17 protein-coding genes are annotated in these 23,364 nt (G+C 68.5%); 11 read left to right on the plus strand and 6 right to left on the minus strand.

Features of this window, described 5'->3' with window-relative positions; all coding sequences use genetic code 11:
• Positions 1 to 262 precede the first annotated feature (262 nt).
• The 5 genes from AB0P35_RS26025 to AB0P35_RS26045 all read right to left on the minus strand — a co-directional run bounded on the left by AB0P35_RS26025 (position 263) and on the right by AB0P35_RS26045 (position 6,235).
• On the minus strand, positions 263 to 976 hold the full coding sequence (locus AB0P35_RS26025) for a hypothetical protein (RefSeq protein ID WP_363514977.1): 714 nt from the start codon (positions 974 to 976) through the stop codon (positions 263 to 265).
• Between the two features lie 115 nt (positions 977 to 1,091).
• Positions 1,092 to 1,586 carry a hypothetical protein gene (locus AB0P35_RS26030; protein ID WP_363514980.1) on the minus strand — a complete coding sequence of 165 codons (495 nt, stop codon included), beginning with the start codon at positions 1,584 to 1,586 and terminating at the stop codon, positions 1,092 to 1,094.
• 165 nt (positions 1,587 to 1,751) lie between these two features.
• On the minus strand, positions 1,752 to 2,858 hold the full coding sequence (locus AB0P35_RS26035; protein ID WP_363514983.1) for a lactonase family protein: 1,107 nt from the start codon (positions 2,856 to 2,858) through the stop codon (positions 1,752 to 1,754).
• A 117-nt stretch (positions 2,859 to 2,975) separates the two neighbouring features.
• Positions 2,976 to 3,938: a hypothetical protein gene (locus AB0P35_RS26040; RefSeq protein ID WP_363514986.1), complete on the minus strand. Its 963-nt coding sequence runs from the start codon at positions 3,936 to 3,938 to the stop codon at positions 2,976 to 2,978.
• Positions 3,935 to 6,235, minus strand: coding sequence for a zinc dependent phospholipase C family protein (locus AB0P35_RS26045; protein ID WP_363514990.1), 2,301 nt, complete (start codon positions 6,233 to 6,235; stop codon positions 3,935 to 3,937). The genes AB0P35_RS26040 and AB0P35_RS26045 overlap by 4 nt, the downstream gene beginning before the upstream one ends.
• A gap of 928 nt (positions 6,236 to 7,163) precedes the next feature.
• On the opposite strand from AB0P35_RS26045, the gene AB0P35_RS26050 reads away from it, so the two are divergent.
• From AB0P35_RS26050 to ltrA, 9 genes are all read left to right on the plus strand, one after another.
• The gene (locus tag AB0P35_RS26050) at positions 7,164 to 8,213 is read left to right on the plus strand and encodes a GRAS family protein (RefSeq protein WP_363514993.1); all 1,050 of its coding nucleotides are present in this window, start codon (positions 7,164 to 7,166) and stop codon (positions 8,211 to 8,213) included.
• 112 nt (positions 8,214 to 8,325) lie between these two features.
• Positions 8,326 to 9,108 carry a hypothetical protein gene (locus AB0P35_RS26055; RefSeq protein ID WP_363514996.1) on the plus strand — a complete coding sequence of 261 codons (783 nt, stop codon included), beginning with the start codon at positions 8,326 to 8,328 and terminating at the stop codon, positions 9,106 to 9,108.
• A 250-nt stretch (positions 9,109 to 9,358) separates the two neighbouring features.
• Positions 9,359 to 12,043, plus strand: a complete 2,685-nt coding sequence (locus AB0P35_RS26060) for a helix-turn-helix transcriptional regulator (RefSeq protein WP_363514999.1) — start codon at positions 9,359 to 9,361, stop codon at positions 12,041 to 12,043.
• A gap of 318 nt (positions 12,044 to 12,361) precedes the next feature.
• Positions 12,362 to 12,985 carry a hypothetical protein gene (locus tag AB0P35_RS26065; protein ID WP_363515002.1) on the plus strand — a complete coding sequence of 208 codons (624 nt, stop codon included), beginning with the start codon at positions 12,362 to 12,364 and terminating at the stop codon, positions 12,983 to 12,985.
• A 181-nt stretch (positions 12,986 to 13,166) separates the two neighbouring features.
• On the plus strand, positions 13,167 to 13,988 hold the full coding sequence (locus AB0P35_RS26070; protein WP_363515005.1) for a methyltransferase: 822 nt from the start codon (positions 13,167 to 13,169) through the stop codon (positions 13,986 to 13,988).
• A gap of 23 nt (positions 13,989 to 14,011) precedes the next feature.
• On the plus strand, positions 14,012 to 14,548 hold the full coding sequence (locus tag AB0P35_RS26075) for a response regulator (RefSeq protein WP_363515008.1): 537 nt from the start codon (positions 14,012 to 14,014) through the stop codon (positions 14,546 to 14,548).
• Positions 14,535 to 16,346, plus strand: coding sequence for a hybrid sensor histidine kinase/response regulator (locus AB0P35_RS26080; protein ID WP_363515011.1), 1,812 nt, complete (start codon positions 14,535 to 14,537; stop codon positions 16,344 to 16,346). Before AB0P35_RS26075 ends, AB0P35_RS26080 begins: the two co-directional genes overlap by 14 nt.
• Positions 16,347 to 16,379: 33 nt before the next feature.
• Entirely contained in the window at positions 16,380 to 16,811 is a 432-nt protein-coding gene (locus tag AB0P35_RS26085) for a hypothetical protein (protein WP_363515014.1), read from the plus strand.
• 798 nt (positions 16,812 to 17,609) lie between these two features.
• On the plus strand, positions 17,610 to 18,812 hold the full coding sequence (ltrA, locus tag AB0P35_RS26090) for a group II intron reverse transcriptase/maturase (protein WP_363515065.1): 1,203 nt from the start codon (positions 17,610 to 17,612) through the stop codon (positions 18,810 to 18,812).
• A 100-nt stretch (positions 18,813 to 18,912) separates the two neighbouring features.
• Here ltrA and AB0P35_RS26095 read toward each other — a convergent pair whose 3' ends face one another.
• On the minus strand, positions 18,913 to 19,440 hold the full coding sequence (locus AB0P35_RS26095; protein ID WP_363515017.1) for a hypothetical protein: 528 nt from the start codon (positions 19,438 to 19,440) through the stop codon (positions 18,913 to 18,915).
• A 445-nt stretch (positions 19,441 to 19,885) separates the two neighbouring features.
• Between AB0P35_RS26095 and AB0P35_RS26100 the strand changes: the two genes are divergently transcribed.
• On the plus strand, positions 19,886 to 22,129 hold the full coding sequence (locus tag AB0P35_RS26100; RefSeq protein WP_363515020.1) for an MMPL family transporter: 2,244 nt from the start codon (positions 19,886 to 19,888) through the stop codon (positions 22,127 to 22,129).
• Between the two features lie 35 nt (positions 22,130 to 22,164).
• The gene (locus AB0P35_RS26105) at positions 22,165 to 23,349 is read left to right on the plus strand and encodes a HEAT repeat domain-containing protein (RefSeq protein WP_363515023.1); all 1,185 of its coding nucleotides are present in this window, start codon (positions 22,165 to 22,167) and stop codon (positions 23,347 to 23,349) included.
• Positions 23,350 to 23,364: the final 15 nt, after the last annotated feature.

Here is a 23,364-nt window from a genome sequence, read left to right on the forward strand (position 1 = left end):
GACCGGAAAGTGTGTGGCAGTTGCTACCCCCTACGACGTGTCCCCGGAGAAGAGGTTCTGGGGCCGCTGATGCGCTGTTACGGATATCGCATCACGCGGGCCGGAACGGTCAAGGGAGCTGCGCCATCCGCCGATCCTGCAGACGTTTCCGCCATCCGGAGTGGCGGCGCTGGTGCGGGTTCTCTCCGGTACCGGCGGACGCTGTGCCGGGGACGAAGTCACCTGCCCGCCGCCTGCCGATGACGGAATGCCCGGCATCGGGCTATCCGATGGGTGTTCGCTGCTTCCGCCAGCGGTCCCGGTGGAAGATCGGTTCGACGGCGACGACGCAGAACGCGTGCATGGGACGGTCCGTGCGGTGGGGGTCGAAGAAGCCGACCATGTCACCGAGGAGGCTCTCGCCGTGCCGGTGGACATGGGGGTCCTGGGCGACGCGGTCGCCGATGGCGGTGAGCCAGTCGCCCATCCAGAACAGGAGTTCGGCACGGGCGGTGATGACGATCGTCGCGGCGTGCTCGGCGAAGCGGGCAGGACGGCCATCGGCGCGGCGACGAACGTCGTCGGGACGGTCGGGGGACCGTACCGCTGGAGCGGTCACCTTCACAGGCGTCGACGCACGGTGCATCCTCTGCCGCAGATCGGGCCAGCTGGAAGGCCGCAGTCCGGTGTCCTCACGGGCCAGGAGTACAGGCAGCGGATGGATGGCGCCGTCGGCGTAGGTCATCGGTCGGGCGCCCGGCGGGACCGGGATGTGGATCGCGCTGTGCGAGCTCGCCGCGGCGACACGGAACAGAGCGCCGAGCCGAAGGAGATCGGCGCGGCTGGCGTGCAGATACCCGACTCGGTGGTCGGGCGGATATACGAAAGTCTGGCCGAGCATCGGACCGGTGCTCAGGATCCGGCGGAGCCCGGATCGGGCATCGGCAACAGGATGGCTTGTCACCCGCAACCGCATCCGGCCGTCATCAACCCGCATTCGCCAAGTACAACACGCGTGCCGGCGGCCTCACACTCCTTTTGCAACGCCCCCGCGGTACGGGCAGCCCCGCATCGGCGCCCGCCGTATTTTCGTAGAGTCAGCGGAAGTGCCGTCAGGAGTGCAGTGCTGCTTCACGCAGGGAACCCTCGTACTGCTGACGCGCGAAGACGAAGCTGCCCATGGAGCTCAGATCCCAGTCGCGGCAATTGTTTCGAAATGCCGACCAGGTCACCGTCTGCGGCGCCACGGTGATCCTGGCCATCAGCGCCCAGCATTCGTCGATGCCGCACGTGCAGCCCAGCAGCATGACCTCGCCCTCCTCCCCGCCCCACGGCAGGGTCCTCGGCTCGCCAAGGAAGTGCCGGCGGGGCCAGCCGAAGGCCGACGACAGAGGCATGTAGTCACCGGCGAGCAGTGGAGCGGCGTCCGGAGAGAATTCTTCGGCCCTCTCCAACTGCTCGGCCTCCGCAAACGGCAGCTCGGCCGTCCGCGCCAGTTCCACAAGGCGGACACCGTCCACCAGGATGTCCACGATCGGCGCGGTGCTTTCGACATGCCGGGCGGCAGGGTGGGGAACGAGGTGAAATTCGATCGACCGCATCCGCATGGCGACAGACTACAGATGCGTCAACGGCCGCCATACGATGCGGGCATTGACCTGCCGTCGGGGGATTCACGCCCCCCGCCGATGCCCGCACCGCACCACGACCACCGACCGCGGCGCCGCCCCCGGCATCGACGTCCAGGCCGTGCGCCACGACCCGTTCCCCCCTCAGGCAAGCAGGACCTGCGCCACGGCGGGTACGGCCAGTCGGCCGGCCTCACGGACAGGTGTCCCGGTCTCGCGGTCCAGGGCGAAGCACACCACCTCGTCCGATCGCTGGTTCGCCACGCACAGCCACCGCCCAGAGGTGTCGATCGCCAGATGCCGCGGCCAGTCGCCTCCGCAGGACGGCGTGGCGACCAGCCGCAGGCGCGCGCCGTCGTCCTCGACGGCGAAGACGGCGATGCTGTTGTCGCCGCGGTTGCTGACGTACAGGTGACGCCCGTCCGGCGAGACGGCGAGCCCCCCGGGGTGGTTGCGCACAGCGGGGCGCCCGAGCAGAGTGGGAAAGGAACGGGGGGCGGTCAGCCTCCCGTTGTCCCAGCGGAAGACCGTCACGGTGGAGTCTCCCTCATTGGCCGAGTAGGCGTGCCGGCCCTGGGGGTGGAATGCGAGGTGGCGCGGCGCGGCTCCGGCCGGCAGCCGGGCTTCCCCCGCCGCGTGGAGCCGGCCGTTGTCGTCCAGCCGGTGAACCAGAACCCGGTCTCGGCCCAGATCTGCGGACAGCAGCCATCGCTCGGACGGGTCGACAATCGTCTGATGTATCCGTGACTGCCCGGACGTCGAGGGCCGAACGGTCTCGGTCGCGGGGCCGACTCCTCCGTCCGGCCCGACGGGATGTACGGCGATCTCCCCTCCGTCGTACATCGAGGCGAAGAGGTAGCGGCCGGACGGATGGACACTGAGGTGCACAGGGCCGCTTCCGGTCGGCACACCGTCAGCCGGACCCGGACGATCGGCGGACCCCGGGCGGAAGGTGGCGATCAGCCCGCCGGGCACCGACTCGCTCACGGCCCAGAGCGTCCGCCGGTCCGGTGACAGTGCCACCCACGAGGGATTCGTCGGCCCCTGCAGCCAGGAGTCGACCTCCAACGCACCGGTGGCCGCGTCGATGCGGCCGACGCCCACGCCCGGGCCGCCCGAGCCAGTGTAGCTCCCCACATACATCCGCTGCTTGCCGCCGGCGGCCGCAGGGAAGGCGCCGGCGAGAACCAGGCCACCGGCGACCGCGCCGGTGAGCTGCAGGGCACCCCGGCGTGAGATGTCCGTACTCATCAATTCTTCTCCAATAGTGTCGAACCGGCTGGAATGGGCCGGATACGGAGGCCGCGACGCGCGACCTCCCATGAGGTGGAGGACCGGGCCGGGTCCGACGGCCGGCCCGGCCCGACCTCAGCCCAGCGGCTGAGCGGTCATCACGATGCTGTAGCCGCCCACGGTGTCCCCTCCGGGACCCACACCCTCGATCCGCACCACAGTGGCTCGTCCCGGCGCGGGCTTGGGCGCCTCCTTGATGTCCTGCACGACCCGCGGCGTGGCCCGGGGGTCGACGAGCAGGCCGGGCGCCACCAGGTCGACGGTCTGCTGCGCCTCGGCGCCCGCCACGACGTACTTCAGCCGGCCGCCCTTGGGCAGGGTGCCGGAGAGCGACCCGAGCAGGGCGCTCTGGTTGTCACCGAAGAGCGAGACCTGCAGGTTCCGCTGCGCCACGTGCCGGTCGAACGCCGGCTCGAACCGATGGGCGGGCTGGAGCGTGTCGCCGACCCCCGACACGCGGACGATGATGCACTCGTGGCCGTTGTTGTCCGAGGTGGGCACCCAGGCGGTCGGGCACTTCACCAGGCGGTGGCACTCGGCGGGCGTGGTCCGCCCGGCGAGGTCGACCCTGGTCACTGCGCGGAAGAGAGGCCGCTGGCCGTCGAAGGCGATGGAGGGGTTGAAGACCAGGAATTCCACGGTGATCCCGATCGCGGGTGCCAGTCCGAGGTTCCACGCGTGGGCGTAGAGGGTGTGTGGCTTGCCCACGGTCGGGTTGCTGACCCTCGTGGTGGTGGGGATCGCGGGGTTCGAGTCCGGGGCGCCCACGGCCACCCAGATGTCGGGGCTCTCCCAGAACACCCCCGAGAGGGGCCGCGCCCCGCGGTCCGCGGTGCGGGTGCGCGTCAGCAGGTGCGGCCGGAACACCGTGGTGTTGGAGTCCATGCGGCGCTGCATCCGACGCTGGATCGTCTGGAGCTGCTTGCGCTCCAACTCGTCGCGGGGGAGCCCGTACCAGTCGAGCGGATCCGTGCTGGTCCCCACGCTGCGGCCGGGCGCATTGTCGAAGGTCGGGTCGGAAGGTGGCTGCTTGCTCATGCGAACTTCTCTTCCCGGTCGATGTAGCGCAGGCGTACCGGCTGCGGGGTTTTGGGGTCGTGCTGGGGCGGCGTCGGGCCGCTGATGACGTCGTCGTCGTTCCAGCCGTGGCCCGGCGCGACGGGAGGGTGGTACTGGTGACCGGACCGGGCCGGGTTCGCGGCGTCCTGATAGGGCCCCGGGGCAGCCAGCGAGTCCTTCGTGCGCAGCCAGTCCCAGCACAGATAGGCGTAGCCGCGGTCGGAGTCGAGGTTGAAGTTGGGGATGGCGCCGGGGTCGTCGCGGGTCAGTTTGGCGACGACGTAGCCGGTGAAGTCGATCGGTCCTCCCAGCGTCTCGTTCCTGGGCAGGTGGGTGCGCTGGTACTCCAGGGTCTGCGCCTCGCTCCGTGCCCCTTCGAAATGCGTCCTCGCGCCAGCGTCGCCCCGCGTCGGCTGGAGCAGCACCGTGGCGTCCTGGCCGATCCCGTACGGACTGAGATGCACGCGGGCGTCGGAAGAGGCAGACGGCTCTGTCTTCACCGCGCTGCCGTCCTGGTTCTTCGACGGGTACAGCCACGGTCGCAGGAACTCGCTGGGTATCTGGCCTCCGGGGGTTCCCGATCCCGTCAGGCCCTGTTGCAGGGTCGCGGCCTCGGGGAGGAAGCCGGGCGGGTCCACCACAACCTCCTTGGGCAGCTCCTCGTGGGGGTCGCCGGAGGGCTCCGTGGCGGCCGTCGGGCCCGTGCCGCGGGCACCGTCGATGCCGCCCGAGAGGTTGTCGAGCGCCCTTTCGAGCTCCGACCAGGAGTCCTGGGGGGCCAGGCCCAGGGTCATCAGGCCCGGGCTCGTCTCGGCCTTCGTCGGCAGCACGAAGCCGGTGTGGGCCAGGTACCAGTGCAGTGAGCTCCAGGCGTTGTAGAGGGGGAGCTCCAGGTACTCGTAGACCAAGTAGCGCAGCGGGGCGGTGCTGAACGACGTGACGATCGAGGTCAGCGCGGTGACACCCCAGGAGATCACCTGGCCGATGTAGAGGATCCAGGCGAGGATCGCCAGCAGGAGGCTGAAGGCGTCCTGCCAGATCGAGCTGTCGTCGTCACCGGGGCCCGGGGCGGCGATGCCCGATCCCGGCGGGGAGGGGTACGGGGGGACGACGACGACGGAGAACTCCGGCCGCCGCATCTTGTAGTAGTCCGTGGTGGTCCACTTCAGATAGTGGTAAAGCCACCAGTACAGGGTGGTCACCGCCTCGGCGTCGGCGTAGCCGGCGGAGGCGTGGTCGTGGTCCGCGATGATCGTGGGGTGAGCGGCGCTCGCCCCGGTCGGCTGATCCACGTGCAGGTTCTCCGCGGTGAAGAACTCCCGGGCCGCCCCGGAGACGAACTCCGCGAGGTCCGGTGGCAGATCGGAGTCCACGTCCCACTTGGAGGCACGGTCGAGGATGTCCGGTGTCGTGTCCCCGGTCGCGTAGGACGGGCCGGGCTGCGCCGCGAAGAAGTCGTGCCGGGAGGATCCGTCGCCGTTGAAGGCGATCCACAGGTGCTGGGCCGAGTTGTTGAGCATGTTGTAGATGTCGTCGTCGCCGTGTTCGCTGTCGCAGAGCCTGGCGTCCATGTGGTTCTCGACGAGGTGGTGGCGCTGCCAGTGCAGCCGGTACGGGCCGCCGCACTTCTCGTTGGTGAAGGCGTGCCCGGTGACGTCCGTGGCGAGGTGACTCATCCAGCCCAGGGCGAAGGCCATGTGCGCCTCGTTGCCGGCCTCCTTGGCCTTCTTGAAGAGGTGATGGCCGAACTCGAACGTCTTCCGGTAGTGGAACATGTCGCTCCAGAAGAACGTCTGCTCGTCGTAGCCGGACGGGACTCCGCTTCCGAGCAGACCGAAGGCGTCGAACTGCCGGACGGCGAAGTCCTCGACGAACGTGATCAGGAACGAGAGAGCGTTGGAGGCGAGATCCCCGAGCTGTGTGAGGACGCCGCCGGTGAGGGCGCCCAAGGTGTCGGCGTTGTTCATGGCGACCGGGCCGAGGGTCTCCTCCCAGGGCTCCAGGAAGTTCTCGTCCCACCACGTGTAGAGGTCCTTGATCGTCTGGGATGCCCCCCAGAGACCTTCGGCCATGCCCTTCTTGAAGTCGGGCAGCAGGAAGAACATGTCCGGGCCGATCGCGCCCAGCGCCGTGTAGGCGGGATTCTTCTTGGCGATGTTCTCCAGGGTGGCGGCCGACGGGCCGCCCGACGCGAACAGGGCCGCGGCCCCGGGGTTGGCGCTGAGGTTGGACAGCGCCTTGCGGGCGATGTCCATATGGGCATAGAGGCCAGGCACTTCGGATCCCCTTCGGTGAACGGAATGAAGTACGGGAGTACGGGGCAGCTGCACGGCAGGCAGGCCCCTCCCGGTGTCCGGACCCGCTTGAGCACGGGGCCGGTGTCGGTGCGAGACGCAAAGCAGTGACTGTCCGTCGGCCGGCGGCCGATCCCGGTGAACGCGGCGGTGCTGCCGCTGGGTCGGCAAGCCGAGGCCGGCACAAGCCGAGCAATGGCGGTGCACAGTGTCAGGTCGTCCTCGGCGGACGAACCGGGAGCAGGAGGACAGCAGGCGCAGAGGATGGCATCGGGGCCTTCGGCCGGCCCCGGAGATTCCCGCAGCGCCGGTCCGGGATCAGACGCGCCATCATGGTTTTGGTGACGGTCAGGTACTGCAGATCGAGAAGGCGCAGACGGAGCCGACAGCCCACCTGATCACCGGACGATGACCCTCGGATGTCGTGACCCTGTCATGCTTGGGCCGAGGGCGTCGGGCAGTGGGCGAAGCCGGTGGACGAGGCTGGATCGATGCAGGAGAGCCAGGGCGCAGAGCCGGTGCCGAGCATGTCGGAGCGGCGATCAGGGTGGTGCGGGTCCGAAGCTTGATCACGGTTTTCCTCGGGATGATCTGGTGGAGTCACCATTCGGTAAACGTTGAACACGCTGCGTTACATCGGATATCCGCACCAGTGCGCATCTCCTGGCCTCATCCCAACACGGCCGGCCCGTAGCGGACATGAGCGATCGCTACTCAGCCGTCGAACCCGGAGAAGCTGCGCCGCGCCGCCCTGACGCGGGATCGGCTCGAAGCCGTGGCCGGGCGCAGCGACAGGACCGGTGCACCGATTGAGTAGCCGTCACTCTTGTCGCTGCGGAATGCTCGGGCCACTGTTGACTGCTCTGCATTTCTTGCCGATTTACTTCGACCGATAGGTTCAGGTTCCACCGTGGACAATGTGTATCCGGTTATCGAGAGGGCTGCATCGGCCGCAGATTCGGGCGATCTGGAAGAGTTGCGCATGTGTCTGCGGGAGGCGGGTGAGCCCTCCGAGGTCAGCCCGGGCCTGAGTGACTACTTCGTTTCCGGGCTGGCTGCCCATCTCAAGGGTGAACGGCATGCCAATCTCTACCTCAGGGTCAAGGGGGCGCCACAGATCGACTTGTTCTATCTCATGCACCAGCACCTGCCCTTCCTGCAGGCCGGCACACTGGCCAATGATGCCCTGCTGGAATATTGCGCAGGCCACCAAAGTGCCACCATCCTCTCCCTCGGGATCGGCCAGGGGCGTCAGGAGATGGACCTGGTCGCTCGATCTGCATTGGAGAAGGTGACCATCGTCGGCGTCGATGTCTCCGGGCAGATCCTTGACGCGGCGGAACGGGTTCTGACAGGCCCGGAGAGTCCCGTCCGTGCCGCGGTCGACTTTCGCCCCGTCCTGGCCGCCAGCGAGGGCATAGGCGACGATGTATGGGCGATGATCGAGCACTTGCCTCGCCCTCTCCTGATTACGGCCTCCTTCGCCCTTCACCACATGCTGGACCGTCCGGGAGAAGGGGACGCCCGCACGGCACTTCTGCGGCGACTGCGCCTGCTTGAGCCGACCGCACTGGCACTGTGTGAACCCGACAGCGATCACCACCGTGTTCCATTGCCGGTCCGGCTGGCCAACGCCTGGCGCCACTACGGCACCGTTTTCGCGGCGATCGACGCCACTGGCGCCACCCGCGATCAGAAGGACGAGATGAAGCGATTCTTCGGTCGGGAGATCGAGAACGTCGTGGGTGCCACCAGTGAGGAGACCCGCTACGAACGGCACGAACCGACACTCACATGGATCAACCGTCTGACTGACTGCGGTTTCACTCCCGTCTCCTTGCCGCAGCCGCCCACCGGTCAGCCCGAGGGCTTCACGACTGTCGCCCGTCGTACGCACCTCGAGTTGGCCTACGAGAACACGCCCGTCGCTGCGGTGATCGTGGCTGAACCCGTTCGCTGACCGCTGCCCTGCAGGAATGGACCGGAACAGCCCTCTGGGCCTGACGTGGCCGCAGGTGGGTCGGCCACTCGCGGCTACGCGCGGATCACGGGTGACGACAGTGAGGGACGGCGTGAGGCATCAGCAGATTTTGGACAAATTGGCCGCGAGAGGGGCAGTGCAGGCGCTGGACTGGGAAGTCGCGCACCGGGTACGCCAGCAGATGTACGCCCGGCCGGCTGCACGCGAGGAACTTGCCTGCAAGGTCATCATCCCGATACTCGCCCGTTGGCGTTGCCTGCTGGACGGTGACGATGCCCTCCCCTCGAGGAAGAACGTGGTACGGGTGGCGCTCGCCACTGTATTGCACAAGTATGGATTCCAGGATGCGGATATTACCGCGCAGGCGGTCACGGCGATCGATGAGCTCAACCGTGATGTTGTCCTGTCCGACGCTTTCGAGCGGCAGTCGGATGACATCAAGAAATTCCTATCAGCACCTCCCTTGCCACTCACTCGCAAACCGAGTGTTTCCAGACCCACTACGTTCCTGCGCGCAGGTGACGTCCTCTCCATCGAGTTGGGCGGACGCTTTCACGCCGCTTACGTGTGGGGCGTTTCCGGATTCAACGAAACACCCAGGCTTGAGTTCTATGCAGGCACGTTCACCGAGCCCCCCACCATGTCCGATCTGATGCGCCGCAGGGCTGCGCGACCCGCAGCCCATGCCCGCCTCCACGTTTCGGGCCTGACTTATCTGCCGGATCCTGCTCAACAGGTCAAGGCCGTAGCAGCGGCGTATCCAGAAGGACCGCGGGGAAGTGAATCCGCCCATGGCCCGGGATATACGGTGACGGATGTGATAAGTCTCCAGCAGCACATGGCGGCTCTGTTCGGCCCGGCTGGTACTCGATAGGCTGCCGCCGAACGGACCGTCGCACCGCACGGCGGCTCCCGCAGGCTCACCGTCGCCACGACTGCGACGGCGACCACGTCGCAGCCTTCGCCACAAGTGAGATGACATCTCAACGGCTGCGGGGGACCATGGAGCGGCCGCAGGCCGGGCCACTGCGGGCCCTGACAGGGACGCGGCCGTTGTCCGGGCCGGCGGGTAGGGTGCTCGGCACCCTGTCGAGCCCGTGACCTCCGAGGCGGTTTCCCTGATCATGATTTCCCCATCCGGCCGCTACGCCGTGGAGCAGATCTGGCCGCTCACCGGCCGGGCCACCGAGCTGGCGGCCAGCCGTACGGCTGTCGAGGACCGCGCCTGTCGGGGAATCCTGATCCGCGGCCGGTCCGGCGTCGGCAAGACGCGGCTCGCCGGAGCCGTCTGGCAGCAGGCCCTCGATGCGGGCCACCGGGGCGGGCGAGCCACGGCCACCGCCGCCGCGGCCGCGATCCCCCTCGGTGCGGTCGCCCACCTGCTGCCGCCCGGCCTGGACCTGGCCGATCCACCGGCGGCCTTCCACGCCGTCGCCGCATCGATGGCCGATGCCGGCGGGCAGCGCTATCATCTGCTGGTCGACGACCTCCACCTGCTGGACTCCACCTCGGCCATGCTGATCGGTCAACTGCTGGATTCCGACCGGGTGTTCTTGATCAGCACCCTACGGTCGGACGAGCCGCTGTCCGACGCCGTCGCGGCGCTGGACCGGACCGACCAGACGGTCCATGTCGGCCTCGGCGACCTCGACCGGCAGGAGGTCGAGACGGTGCTCGCCGCCGCTCTGGGCGGGGTCGTCGAACGGCGCACCGGGTACGAGCTGCACCGGTACAGCGGCGGCAACCTGCTTTACCTCCGGGAGCTGGTCGTCGGCCTGCTCGCGGCCGGGACGCTGGTCCGCAGCGGAGGTGTGTGGCGGTTGGCCGGCACGTTCGCCGGGGCTCGGTCCGGGACGCCACGCCTGCACTCCCTGGTCCGGGCCCGCCTGGACGGGGTCGGGGAACAGGGCCGGAAGGTACTGGAAACGCTGGCCGCGGCGGAGCCCATCAGCCTGAGCGAGCTCGCCCGGAGGGCGTCCACCGACGTCCTGGCCCACCTGGAGGCCGCCGACCTGATCCATGTGCACGGCTCCGAACGCCGGACGTCGGTGACCCTGTCCCATCCCCTGTACGGCGAGGTTCTGCGCGGGCTGATGCCCGTCAGCCGCCGTCGAGAGATCCTCGCCGACTGCGCGGAACGCGTGCTGGCCCAGGGCGCCCGTCGCCTCGAGGACACGCTACGGGTGGCGACCTGGCAGCTGGGCGCGGCCGGTTCCGTCGATCCGGACATCATCCTGCAGGCTGCCCGGCTCGCCCGGCACGGCCACGACTACCCGCAGGTGGTCGACCTGCTGGAGCGACTCGCCCCCGAGGCGGCGACGCAGGACAGCAGGCTCCAGCTGGGCGAGGCCTACTACCTGCTCGGACGCTTCGCCGACTCCGAGCGGGTGTTCGCCGAGGCGTGCGACGCCGTACAGACGGACGGCGAGCTGTTCCGGGTGACGGTGGAACGCACCCAGAACCTGTTCTGGGGAGCGGCCCGCGCCGCCGAGGCGATCGAGGTGAACACGAGGGCGCTCGGCCGTACCTCGGACTCCGGTGTGCGCGACGCCCTGCTCGCCAACGAGGGGGCCATGCGGATATTCGCGGGGCAGCCGCGGGAGGGCCTGGACATTCTCCGCGACATCGAGCGGGTGCCCGACGAGCGGGTACGCATCTACGCGACCGCGATGAAGGTGCTCGGACTGAGCGCGGTCGGCAGGACCACGGAGGCGGTCGCGCTCGGGGAGCAGGCCTACGACGCGCACGTCGAGGCCAGCCGTCGCATCATCATTCAACATCCGTCGGCCGGCCTCTCCGTCCTCTCGCTGGCCTACGCAGCCCACGGGGACCTCGCCGGCTCGCGGCGCGCGGCCGAACGCGGCCACCACGACGCCCTGGCCGACAACGCGGTCCAGCCGGCGGCATGGCTCTCGTTCGATCTGGGGCGCACGGCCTGGCTCCAGGGCAGGATCGGCGACGCCTACCGCTGGTTCTCGGAGACGCTGGCAGTCGGGCTGGACGAGGGCATTCCGTTGGTGCTGCGGCCCGCCGCGTCGGGCCTGGCCGCATCGGCTGCCGTCCTCGGCCTGTTCGGCCCGGCCGAGTCGGCGCTCGCCGACCACGACACCTTCCCCGACATGTGCTTCCTGCCCGGCGAGGACCGGCTCGGTCCGGCCTGGCTCCTGGCCGCCCGGGGGCGGAGCAGCGACGCCCGCCGGCTGCTGTTCGAGGGCGCGGACCGGGCGGCCGACGCCGGGTATGCCACCTCCGAGATGCTGCTGCTGACCGAGGCGTCGAGGCTCGGCGGGGCGAAGCAGGCGGCCGGCCGGCTGGCGGAACTGGCCGCCACCTGTGACGGCGTGTTCGCCGGAGCCAGGGCGCGGTTCGCCCATGCGCTGGCGGCCGGAGACGGCCCCGCCCTGCTGGCGGTGGCCGAGGAGCTCGAATCCATCGGCGCACTGCTCCTCGCCGCGGAGGCCGCGGCCGCCGCCGCGTGCGTACTGCGGCAGGACGGGGGAGCCCGAGCGGCCAGCGCGGCGGCGCTGCGCTCGACGGAACTGGCCGCCCGCTGCCAGGGAGCGACGACGCCCGGGCTGATGATCATCGAGGCTCCGGAGCCGCTGAGCGGCCGCGAACGCGAGGTGGCGGTCCTTGCGGCGGGCGGCGCCCCCAGCCGGGACATCGCGGCGGATCTGCACCTGTCGGTCCGTACCGTGGACAACCATCTCCAGCGTGTCTTCGGCAAGTTGGGAGTGACCTCCCGCCGGCAGCTCGCGGGCGCACTCGGTCTGCTCGGCCCGGCGGCGGGGGACCCGGCAGACCGCTGACCTGTGGCCGGCATCGTGCAGTTGTCGGGGCGACATGGACAGGTCGCCCCGGCAACGGGCAGGGCTGCGAAGGTGAGCGGTCCACGGTCTCGGCAAGGACGGTTCTGGGACTCTGTCAGTAGACGGCATCAGCCCGCAGGTCGATTCCGGCGATGAGTATTCACTACCCTCCAGGTCGGCGCCGAGTTGCTGGAAGCTGACGATCCTCGTGCAGATCTCGGGGGATTGGACACGCCGATGACGTCATGGTGGCGGGCAGGGCTCGCTCTCGCCGGTGCAGCGACGATGCTTTCGACACTGTCGGGTACGGCGGGGGCCGTGGACTCAGAGGAGCCGGACGACCCGGACACGCCGCCCGACGCGCCGATCAGTGCGCCGTTGGCGCCGACCGGCATGTATCGGTTCTGGCTGAAGGACGTCATGTTCCCGCACCTGTGCGACGACGGCGGAGGCTGGCTCTTTCCCTGCCAGCGGACGGCGGACCTGTACGGCCGGATCACCGTCGACGTCATGCGGCCCGACGGCATCGGCCGACCGGGCGGATACACGTTCATCCTCGCGGATGAGGACAACTCGGGCCACGTTGAATGGAACGAAAGGTATTACCGCATTCCGAAGTACGTCACCCGCAATACCTACTACAGGTTCTCCGACGCGTATGCGCGGCTGGTGACACTGCCGAACACCACGCCGGGCGAGACGGGCCACACGAAGACCGGGTACCACGCGAACTGGGCGGACCTTCCCGTCGCCCCGGGCGACGTCGTCCGCTTCCGGGTGAGCCTGAGGGACTACGACAGCTTCGGCGACGACAACATCTGCGTCGGCACCCGCGTCACCGCGCCGGTCACCTTCAACGGGTCGGTGAGAACGACGACCTTCACGTTCAGGCCCGACGACGAAACGGAATGCCACCTGTCCGTCGAGGAGCAGTCGCGGTGACAGGCCGGCCCCGCCCCGAACCCGGATGGACCGTCGCATGTGACCTGATGGCGGCCTGATCCTGCACAGAAACCGGCGAACCGAACAGAGGACCGACATGAATCAATTCCCTGACCTGCCCGGATTAGACCTCTCGGGAAACCTCGTCGATGACATCGTCCGAGACGGCGACAATCCATGGATGAAGCTCGGGATCATGGACCAGATCAAGGATCCGGCCCTCCTGAACGCATGGGAGGCGATGCTGGACCTACAGACCAGGCTGCTCGGCCCGGGCGAAGTCGACTGGCTGCGGGCCAAGGGGTTCGGCCGTGGTGGCCGGGGAGTGATCGAGCCCGGGAGCGGTGACGGCCACTACGGCTCCTACCTGGCGCAGTGCTTTCCCGACCTGCGTATTCACGGCCTCGAGGCGAACGGCAACCTGATCGCCCGATTCGACGCCGCCCGTGCGCCGAGCAACTACAGCATCGACCTCTGCACGGTCGGCAGCGACCCGCTGCCGGTGAAACTCTCCGGCGCATTCGACCAGTGCTTCCTCCGGTTCGTCCTCCAGCACGTCTCGGACCCGGTCGATCTCCTGAGGGCCGTGCACGACGCCCTCCCCCCGGGCGGGCGCCTCTACATCATCGAGGAGGACCACTTCTACTTCGCCGCCGGCCCCGCATGGGCGCCGTACGACAAGGCCACCTCCGCCTGGTCCCGGGTCTACCAGGCAGGCGGCAGCGACGGGTCCGTCGGACGCAAACTCCCGGGCCTCGTAACGGAGGCAGGGTTCGAGGTGACCGACTACGACATCGTGCTGCGGAACAACGTGGAGATGGGCAACGACTTCCTCGACCTCTTCTGTCAGGCCTCCCGCGTGCTCCATCACACCAGCCCGGAACTCCTGCCGGTCACCGAACTCCACAGCATCCACCAGGGATTCCAGGCCGACCGGGACAGCCACCTGGCGCGGTTCGTCGCGACGTATCCACAGATCCTCCTGTCTGCCACGAAGAGCTGAATCCGAGGAACAGGGGCAGCCTCATGCACATCCGCACACATTCGCCGCAGCACCCGCCGACGGTGCTGGTCGTCGACGACGACGAGGACGTCCAGCACATCACCAGGATCGCCCTGCGAACGCTGAGCCACGAGGGCCGGCCTGTCGAGCTGCTGTCGGCCCGGTCCGCCACCGAAGCCCTGCAGCTGATGCGGGAGCATCCCGACATCGGGGTCGTCCTGCTGGACGTGGTCATGGAATCCGACCACGCGGGACTGGACACCTGCCGGGCCATCCGCGACCAACTGGGCAACACCTTCGTACGGATCCTGCTGCGCACCGGCCAGCCCGGTCGCGCGCCGGAGGAGACGGTCGTCGAAGCCTACGGCGTCGACGGCTACCTCCCCAAGGCCGAGCTGACCTCGACCCGGCTGATCACCGTGGTGCGCACCGCGCTCAAGGCGTACGACGAGCTTGTCCGCCTGGAAGCACGCCGCCGGGGTCTGGAGACGGCCCACGAGAGCGTACGGGAGATGGACTCCGACTCCACCTGGGCGGAGTTCCGTGTTGAATCACCGTGAGAGACAAGCCGGTGCCCAGGCCTGGCGGGTCCTGGTCGTCGACGACGACCCCGACGTCCACGCGGTCACCCAGCTCGTCCTGAGGAACAAGCGCTGGCGGGACCAGGGGTTCGAACTGACCAGTGTCTTCAGCCAGAAGGAGGCGGAGAGCCTGCTGGCCGGCGGGGCGGAGGCCTACCACGTCGCCATCGTCGACGTCGTGATGGAACGGGAGAACTCGGGCCTGGAGCTGTGCGGGCTCATCCGGTCCAGGTGCCCACGGTCGACACGCATCATCCTGCGCACCGGCCAGGCCGGATCCGTCCCGGAGGAGACGATCCTCAACGAGTACGACATCGACTACTACATGCACAAACTGGACATGGACCCCAGCAGGCTGTTCTCCGTCGTACGGGCCTGCCTGCGCAGCGCGCAGGACATCTCCACACTGCTGGCCTACGGCAAGCAGCTCCAGAGCTTCACCAAGGCCCTTCAGCACGTCAGCACCGCAGACGACCTGAAGGTCTTCATGGGGGAGGCCCTGCAGTTCCTCGAGCTCAAGCACAAGTGCACCGCCGTCTTCAACTACGACCTGGACGCCGAGTCGGATGCCTTCATCAGCACCGCGAACTCGCCGGCACGCGAGCGGCACCGGTTCGACGCGGCACTGTCGGCGCTGCGCAGCGCGCACGAGCAGGGGCTGGCACTGATGGAGGCACACCACGGGGCCGCGCTGGGCCTTCGCGGGCTGGAGCCCGACACCTCGGTGCTCATCTTCGAGGCACGGGAGGAGGACCGGGCCGATGCGGCCTCCGGCGCGACCGCGGTGAAGAGCACCACGGTGCCGCCGACGCGGGGCGGCCTGGTGTTCGTCACCCACAGCCACGCGATCTCGGACAACGCCCGCCGGGACCTCCTGGCAGACGCACGTCTCTTCACCGAGAACTGGTGCATCGCCTATGCGACGCTGCGCCTGCGTGAGCGGCTGGCGCACGAGCAGGAGCTGCGCGAGCGGATGTACCACGACCGGTTGGAGAGCATCGCGGCGATGGTCACCGGTGTCGCGCACGAGCTGAACACCCCGCTGGGGGTGGCCCGCACGGCAGGCTCCCTCATCGGCGATCTCGCCACGAGGTTCATCGCGTCGGTCGGGCCGGGAGACCGTGCGAGGGAGCAGGAGGAACAAGAGCTGGTGGGGGACCTGGGCGAGTCCGTCCGCCTGATGAACAAGAACCTGGACCGCGCGCACCGACTGATCCGGAGCTTCCGCTCGCTGTCGACCTCGCAGATGTCCGACCAGCACGTCCTGGTGGACATCAGGACGGTCGTGGACGACTGCGTGGAGACCATCGGACCAGAGCTCAAGAAGCACCGTATCGACGTGGTGGTCACCGCAGCGCCGGAGCTGGACCTCGGGTGGAACGGCTACCCCGGGTATCTCAGCCAGGTCGTCATCAACCTGCTGCAGAACGCCATCCGCTACGCGTACGAGCCCGGCGAGGGCGGACCGGTGGCCATCGACATCGGTGCAGGACCGGACGGGGAGGGATTCCGGCTCGTCTTCGCCGACGAGGGGCGGGGCGTCAGCGAGGAGATCAGACCCAGAATGTTCGAGCCGTTCGTGACGTCGGGGCGGGAACTCGGCGGCACGGGACTGGGCCTGGCGATCGTCCGCAACATCATGGCGGACATCCTGGGCGGCTCGATCGCATGCGACACCGCTTCCGGCGAGGGGACCCGCTTCACGATCGACCTTCCCCGCGTGTGCGAGGACAAGTCAGGCGTCGCCGTTGCCGCCGCCATTACCGCCCCGGCCTGATCCACCTGCGCTTCGACAGGAGACCGAACGCCCATGCCTCTACCCGCGGAATCAGCGGAGGCGACCCAGCAAAAAGTGATCATGGTGCACGCCATGATGCTGGTCTGCTTCATCGACGGCCACGTGGCCTCGCAGCAGCTCGCCCTGATCGAGTCCTACGCCAAAGGCCTTCCGGAGTTCCACGGAAGGGACTTCCAGCAGTACTACCAGGCGGCCAAGGCCAAGGCCACCGAAGCCCGTGGCAGCCTCGATCTGGCGATCTCCGCCGTCGAGAGCATCGAATCCGGACAGTTGCGGCACAAGACCTTCCACTGCTGCCTCGAACTCGCCCACGCAACCGGGGGAGTGACCGCCAAGGCGGAAAGCCTGCTGGCCGGCCTGCAGCACGCCCTGAGGATCGACAGCGAACTGGCCTCCACCATGGCGGACATCGTCACAGCAAAGTTCACCCAAGCGCCCTCCTGATCAGTCGGACGAGACCCCGGCAGCCCCAGGCCCACGGGCAGAGGTTGAAGATCAAGCGTACGTCCAGCAGCTCGGGCATTCGAGCAGGTGAGAGGAGGTTCGGATGTAACCGGGCGTCAAGCTCAGGGCAGCCAGCCGGTGCGAGTCCGGTCCGGGGAGACGCCAGGGTCCCCGGTAGCTGACTCCCGGCGTCGTTCGAGAGGGCGGCGTCGAAGTGGAGTGACAAGCGCCCTTCGGAGGCGTGCGACCGACCAGTCCGCAACATGAAGTGAAGCCTGCAGCACCGTCATTTAACCCCCGCTCCGAAAGGGGTGGGCCAAGGAGGAGCCGAGCCTGTGCTTGTAGGGCGAAGGCCATGGAAGGCGTCCCGGATCCTGGAGCGGGCGCTCAAGAACCTCCCGGTGTAAGGGGCGTGGAATGGTCGGAAGGGTGTCCAGGGAACTGGAGAGGGCCTACTCGGCCCCGGGCATGCGGCCCGGGAGTGTGGCTCGCCTATAACCGGCGGAACCGGGAAGTGGCGGGCTGTCGAGAGGCAGTCGGAGGGGGTCGTAGTAGTGCCGATCGGCGGGACAACACAACCCGTCAGGAGCGAAGGGCCCCTGCTTCATCGATGCGTGACACGAACAAGGAGGTGCCCGGGTGAGTGCCGAAACGGCTAGATCCGCCCGCCGGGAGGACACAGGCCGCGCTGAGCGGCGTCCTCTGGACAAGGTCCGAGCCTTGCAGTGGACGCTCTACCGCTGTGCCAAGCAAGAACCCGAACGCCGGTTCCACGCCCTGTACGGCCACGTCCACCGCATGGACGTCTTGTGGCGGGCGTGGTCCAGCGTATGTGCGAACCGGGGAGCCCCCGGCGTGGACGGCGTGACCGTCGACGCGGTGGCCGCCACCGGGGTGGATGAGTTCCTCCAGGACCTGTCGGAGCGGTTGCGGACGCATACGTATCGTCCGTCGGTGCTGCGGCGGGTCCAGATCCCCAAGCCGGGGCGGCCGGGGGAGTTGCGGCCGCTGTCGATCCCCACCGTGGCGGACCGGGTGGTGATGACGGCCGCGAAACTTGTTCTCGAACCGGTCTTCGAGGCCCACTTCACTGACGCGAGCTACGGGTTCCGGCCCAAACGGTCCGCGATCGACGCGTGCGAGGCTGTGCGCGTCGCGGCGAACCAGCGGCAGGAGTGGGTGTTCGAGGCCGACATCCGGGACTGCTTCGGGACGATCGATCACGACGCGCTGATGGCCCAGGTGGCCAGGCGTGTGGTGGACCGGTCGATGCTGAAGCTGATCCGGGCGTGGCTGCGGATGGGAGTGCTGGAGGGCGGGGTGACCTCCCCGACCGGGGCGGGGACCCCGCAGGGCTCACCGATTTCTCCGCTGTTGGCCAACGTGGCCCTGCACGTCCTCGACGAGGCGTGGCAGACGCACGGCCGGCGGCTGGGGACGTTGGTGCGCTACTGCGATGACTTCGTGGTCCTGTCGCCGACCAGGCACCGCGCCGAGCTGGCGCGCGAGCTGGCGGCGGTGGTGCTGGGCGTGCTCGGGATGCGGTTGCATCCGGAGAAGTCCGGCCTCGTCTGCCTCACCGGGGGCGGGCAGGGTTTCGATTTCCTCGGATTCCACCACCGGAAGGTGGAGTCGTGGAAGTGGCGGGGCAGGTTCTACCTGCAACGCTGGCCCTCGGCACGGGCGCTGGGGGTGTTGCGGGACAAGGTCCGCGCGGTGACCTCCAGGTCCCGGACTGAGCGGCCGGTGGCCGCCGTGGTGGCCGACCTCAACCCCGTCCTTCGGGGTTGGGCCGCATATTTCCGCAACGGCAACTCGGGGCGGAAGTTCAACGCGGTCGATGGCTACGTCCACGAGCGGCTGGCGATCTTCGCCAGCCGGAAGCACGGGCTCGCGGGCCGCAACTGGACCACCCGTTACACCTATGGGTGGATCACTCGGCTCGGGGTCTACCGCCTGACCGGGAACGTACGCGGGGCGACGGCGCATGCCAGCCGGTGAACGATGTCGGAAAGCCGTGTGCGGGAGAACTGCATGCACGGTTTGAAGCGGCGGGGACTGGAAACGGAGCATCAGCCACCGCGCCAGTCCCCGACCCTACTCAGAGAAAGGGCGTGAAGACAATCTTGATTGACTTGCTCTGCCATTTCGACTGTGCCGTCCAGTACTCTCCCCGGCGCACCACGCCCCCGGAAAAGGCGCTGGAATCAGCTCCAGGATCCAGCTCGCCAACTGACAGATCGGGCCAGCGAGTTGACCCGACAAGAAGTTTCACAGGAGCGGGACGGCCGCCGGTGTAGTAGATGGCCACGTAGCCGGTCGCCTTCGCGTGGTACACGCGATCGAGCTCCGCGAAGAATCGCTCCTGCCCTGCGCCCTCCGCTGCGGCCTGCTCCTGGATCCGCCCGGCGAGGACGCCGGCCTGCTCAACACGTTCGAGTGCAACGGCCAGGTCGCGCTGCAGATCCGTGGCCACCGAGTTCAGCAGGAAGCGGACCCGCTGCTCCGGGTCACCCAGACATTGGTCCGCAATCTCACTGATCCTCCGGCTGACTTCGCCGTCGAACCCCTCCAATCGCCGCTCGAGTTCTTTTATTCGAGCCTCCAAGCGTGCCTTGGCTCCGAACATGCAACACCTCCAACTCCTAGAACCCGGACAAGATCGGTTCGGGTGACGCCACTGGCGTCTCTGTGAGTAACCGGCCTCATCCAGGGGCGTGTTGCCCTCTGACCATCGCGCTTCTGGCGTCAGCCTCATGGCCGTCCGGCCGGGGTCGGCCCCGCCACCCTGTGGATGCGCGCCTCACCCGACAACGCGGATGTGGCCTGCCTGGATCACTGAGGCGGGGCACGCGCGTGCCCCGGTCCCGGGCGCGATCAGGCTACAGGTCCGCTCACCACGGACAACCGAGTGGCGATTACTCAAGCACATCCGACTCCCGCAGTCGATCATTTCGATTTGACTCCATCGGAACCCCGTCCCCGCCTCCGACCGTACGGCCGTGCTCGGCCGTACCACTCTTCCGACGCAGGATGTCGAACACCCTGCCGGACCCGTAGAACCAGGAGCACCCGTGGCCCAGAGCCCGAGCAAAGCCGGACCCGTCCCCCCGGGACCCGCCACGACAGGCCACCGGCCCGGCCCGCTCGGACGGCTCGCCGGCTGGAGCTTCCACCACCGCGGACGCACCCTGCTGATCTGGCTGCTCGCCGTCGTGGCCGCCTTCGGCCTCTCCGCCACGCTCGGGGACAAGTACAGCGCCGACTACACCGCCCCCGGCTCCGACTCCAAGCAGGCCCAGCAGCTGCTCACCGAGCACTTCCCGGCCCGCTCCGGCGAGAGCATCGGCCTTGTCCTGCACGCCGACGACGGTGTGCGGGCCGACGCCGTCCGCACCCAGGTACAGGACCTGGTCCAGCGGATGGCGAAGGTCGCGCACGTCCAGGGCATCGACGACCCCTACGGCCCGCAGGGCCGGACATCCCCCGACGGCCGCACCGCACTCGCCCAGATCCACCTGGACGTCGCCGGCGCCCCCGACATGCCCAAGGAGGACACCCGGCACCTGCTCGACCTCGCCGCCACCGCCCACGGCGGACTCCACGCCGACCTCGGCGGCGTGGCCGTCCGGCAGGCCGAACAGGGCGCCATCGGCTCCGAGGGCATCGGCCTGGCCGCCGCCGCGATCATCCTCATGGTCACCTTCGGCTCGGTCGTGTCCGCCGGCCTGCCCCTGCTCACCGCCCTCGGCGGCCTCGCCGTCAGCAGCGCCCTCCTGCCCGTCCTCGCCGCGCTGCTGCCCGTCCCCGACTGGTCCATCTCTCTGGCCGGGATGCTGGGCATCGGCGTGGGCATCGACTACGTCCTGCTCCTGGTCACCCGCTACCGCGAATGGCGGGCCGACGGCCTCGCCCCGCACACCGCCACGGTCGCCGCACTCGACACCGCCGGACGCGCCGTCATGGTCGCCGGCCTCACCGTGGTCGTCAGCATGCTCGGCCTGTTCGCCATGGGCCTGTCGTTCATGCGCGGCGCCGCGTTCGCCGCCATCCTCTCCGTCCTCGTCGTGCTCGCCGCCTCGGCCACCCTGCTTCCCGCGCTGCTCGGCTACCTCGGCCGCCACCTCGACCGACTGCGCCTGCCCCTGCCGCGGCGCGGCACACGACCGGCCGCCAACGAGACCAGCCCCGGTTGGCTGCGATGGAGCCTCCTCGTCCAGCGCCACCGGATCCTCGCCACGCTGGTCGGCACCACCGTCCTGCTGGCACTCGCCGCACCCTTCCTGACCGTCCGCTTCGGCTTCCCCGACGCCGGCAACGACCCCCGGGGGCGCTCCAACCGCGCCGCGTACGACACCGTTGCCGCCGCCTTCGGCCCCGGCAGCAACGGGCCGCTCGTGCTCGTCGCCGAACTCGCCCCGGGCACCCCCGTCGACGCGGCCGCCGGCCTGCCCGCCGCACTGGCCGCCGCCCCCGGCGTCCTCGCCGTCACGCCACCACAGCTCAGCCCCGACGGCCGCGCCCTGCTGATGACCGTCGTGCCGAGGACGGGCCCGCAGGACCCCGCCACCGAGCGCATCGTCCGCGACCTGCGGAACCACGTCCTGCCCGCCGCGGCCGCACCCGGGGTCACGGTGCACGTCGGCGGCACGACCGCCGGCGCCATCGACAGCACCGACAACATCGCCCGACGCATCCCGCTGCTGGTCGGCGGCGTCGTCACGGTCTCGATGCTCCTGCTGCTCGCCGCCTTCCGCAGCCTCGCCGTCGCCCTCAAGGCCGCGGCGATGAACCTGCTCTCCGTCGGCGCCTCCTACGGCATCGTCGCCCTGGTGCTCCGGGGCGGCGCGATCGGCCGCCTGGTCGGCATCGACAACCCGACCCCGCTGCCCGCCTTCGTCCCCGTGCTCACCTTCGCCGTCCTGTTCGGACTCTCCATGGACTACGAAGTCTTCCTGGTCAGCCGGATGCGTGAGGCCTGGCTGCGCTCCGGGGACAACGCCGAGTCCATCGTGCAGGGCCTCGCCGGAACGGCCCGGGTGATCACCGCCGCGGCCGCCATCATGGTCGCGGTGTTCGCGGCGTTCGTCCCCTCGCCGGACATCGCCATCAAGCTGATCGGCATCGGCATGGGATCGGCGATCCTCATCGACGCCACCCTCGTGCGCACCCTGCTGGTGCCCGCCGTGATGCACCTGCTCGGCCGCGCCAACTGGCATCTCCCCGCCGCACTGGAGCGGCGCCTGCCGCACCTGCACATCGAGGGCCACGCCGACCACTACCGGCCGACCGCACCCGAACCGGTCGTCGTCCACTGACCGACCGGGATGCCTCCGTTCACTTGGGATGAATCATGCGGGAGATTTGGCAGAACATTCATGAGATCGACTGGTCGGGGCTGACTCACTGTTACGGACCTGCAGACGACGTACCACCACTGTTGATGGCGTTGCGCTCGCCGAACCAGAGCGATCGCCAGAGCGCCCTGCACCGTCTTTACGGAAAGATCTGCCACCAGGGCGACAGATTTGCGGCGAGTGCCGAAGCTGTACCTTTCTTTCTGGACCTGGTCGCGGACGAGGATGCTCCTGACAGGCTCGAAATTCTTGGACTCCTGGTCTCACTGGCCCTGGGGGACGACACCTGTTGCCTGCCTCATGGAATCACGCTGGCCGGCCTGGCCCAGTGGCGCAATGAAATCCAGGACATCAAGCATCCTGTCGTGAATGAACATCAGGACGACAGGTATGACATCCACGCACTGCGGAGCTACGAAGCGGTGGCTCTGGGGGTTCCTGTTTTCCAGCGTCTGCTGACAGAATCCGACAGCCTGCTGCGACTGGCGGCAGTGCATGCACTCGCCTGGTTTCCTCAGTACTCCGCAACGTCGATACCTGACCTTCTCCGCGCAGCCGAAAAGGACGTCGACCCGACCGTCGCCGCGTCGGCGCTCCTCTCTGTCGCCCTGCTGGCCGCCCCGGGAGACCGGTCTTTCGACGGATTGCTCGAGAGTGCACTCGACAGCAAGGACATGGCGAATCGCAAGGCGGCGGCCTTCGGCTTGGCGCGACTGCATGCCCCTACGGTTGACGGCAGGATCGTCGATGAGCTGGCTTCAACGATGTTCGGTTGGTGTGGCGGAGTCCCGGGGCTGATGTTTCCCTTCTGGAATTCGGATCCGATCTCCTACGCCGCATATTCACTGATGATGCTTGAAAGCGAAGGGAATCCATATGCGTTCGAGGCCATGCTGGGCGCCCTCCCCCGACTGACTCATCACGTCGCACATGTCGTCGGCCGGGCCCTGCTGGAAATTGCCTTCGAAGCCCCGGTGGGGCCTGACGGCCGGTTTGTCGATCTGAGTGCAAGACAGCGGGACGTGGTGGTGGCCATTGCTACGGCATCGGAAGCGTGGCGCACCACTGGAGAAATATCGAAGTTGGCTCGCTCCGTGGGGCTGCCAGATAACATGGCCGATCTGTGCCGATTCGCCGGTTTGGCAACCCCGCCTCCACGACGACCGACGGAGCAGGACTGACAGCGTGTTCGCTGC

This window comes from Kitasatospora sp. NPDC085879 (genome assembly GCF_040686255.1).
GTDB lineage: Bacteria > Actinomycetota > Actinomycetes > Streptomycetales > Streptomycetaceae > Kitasatospora.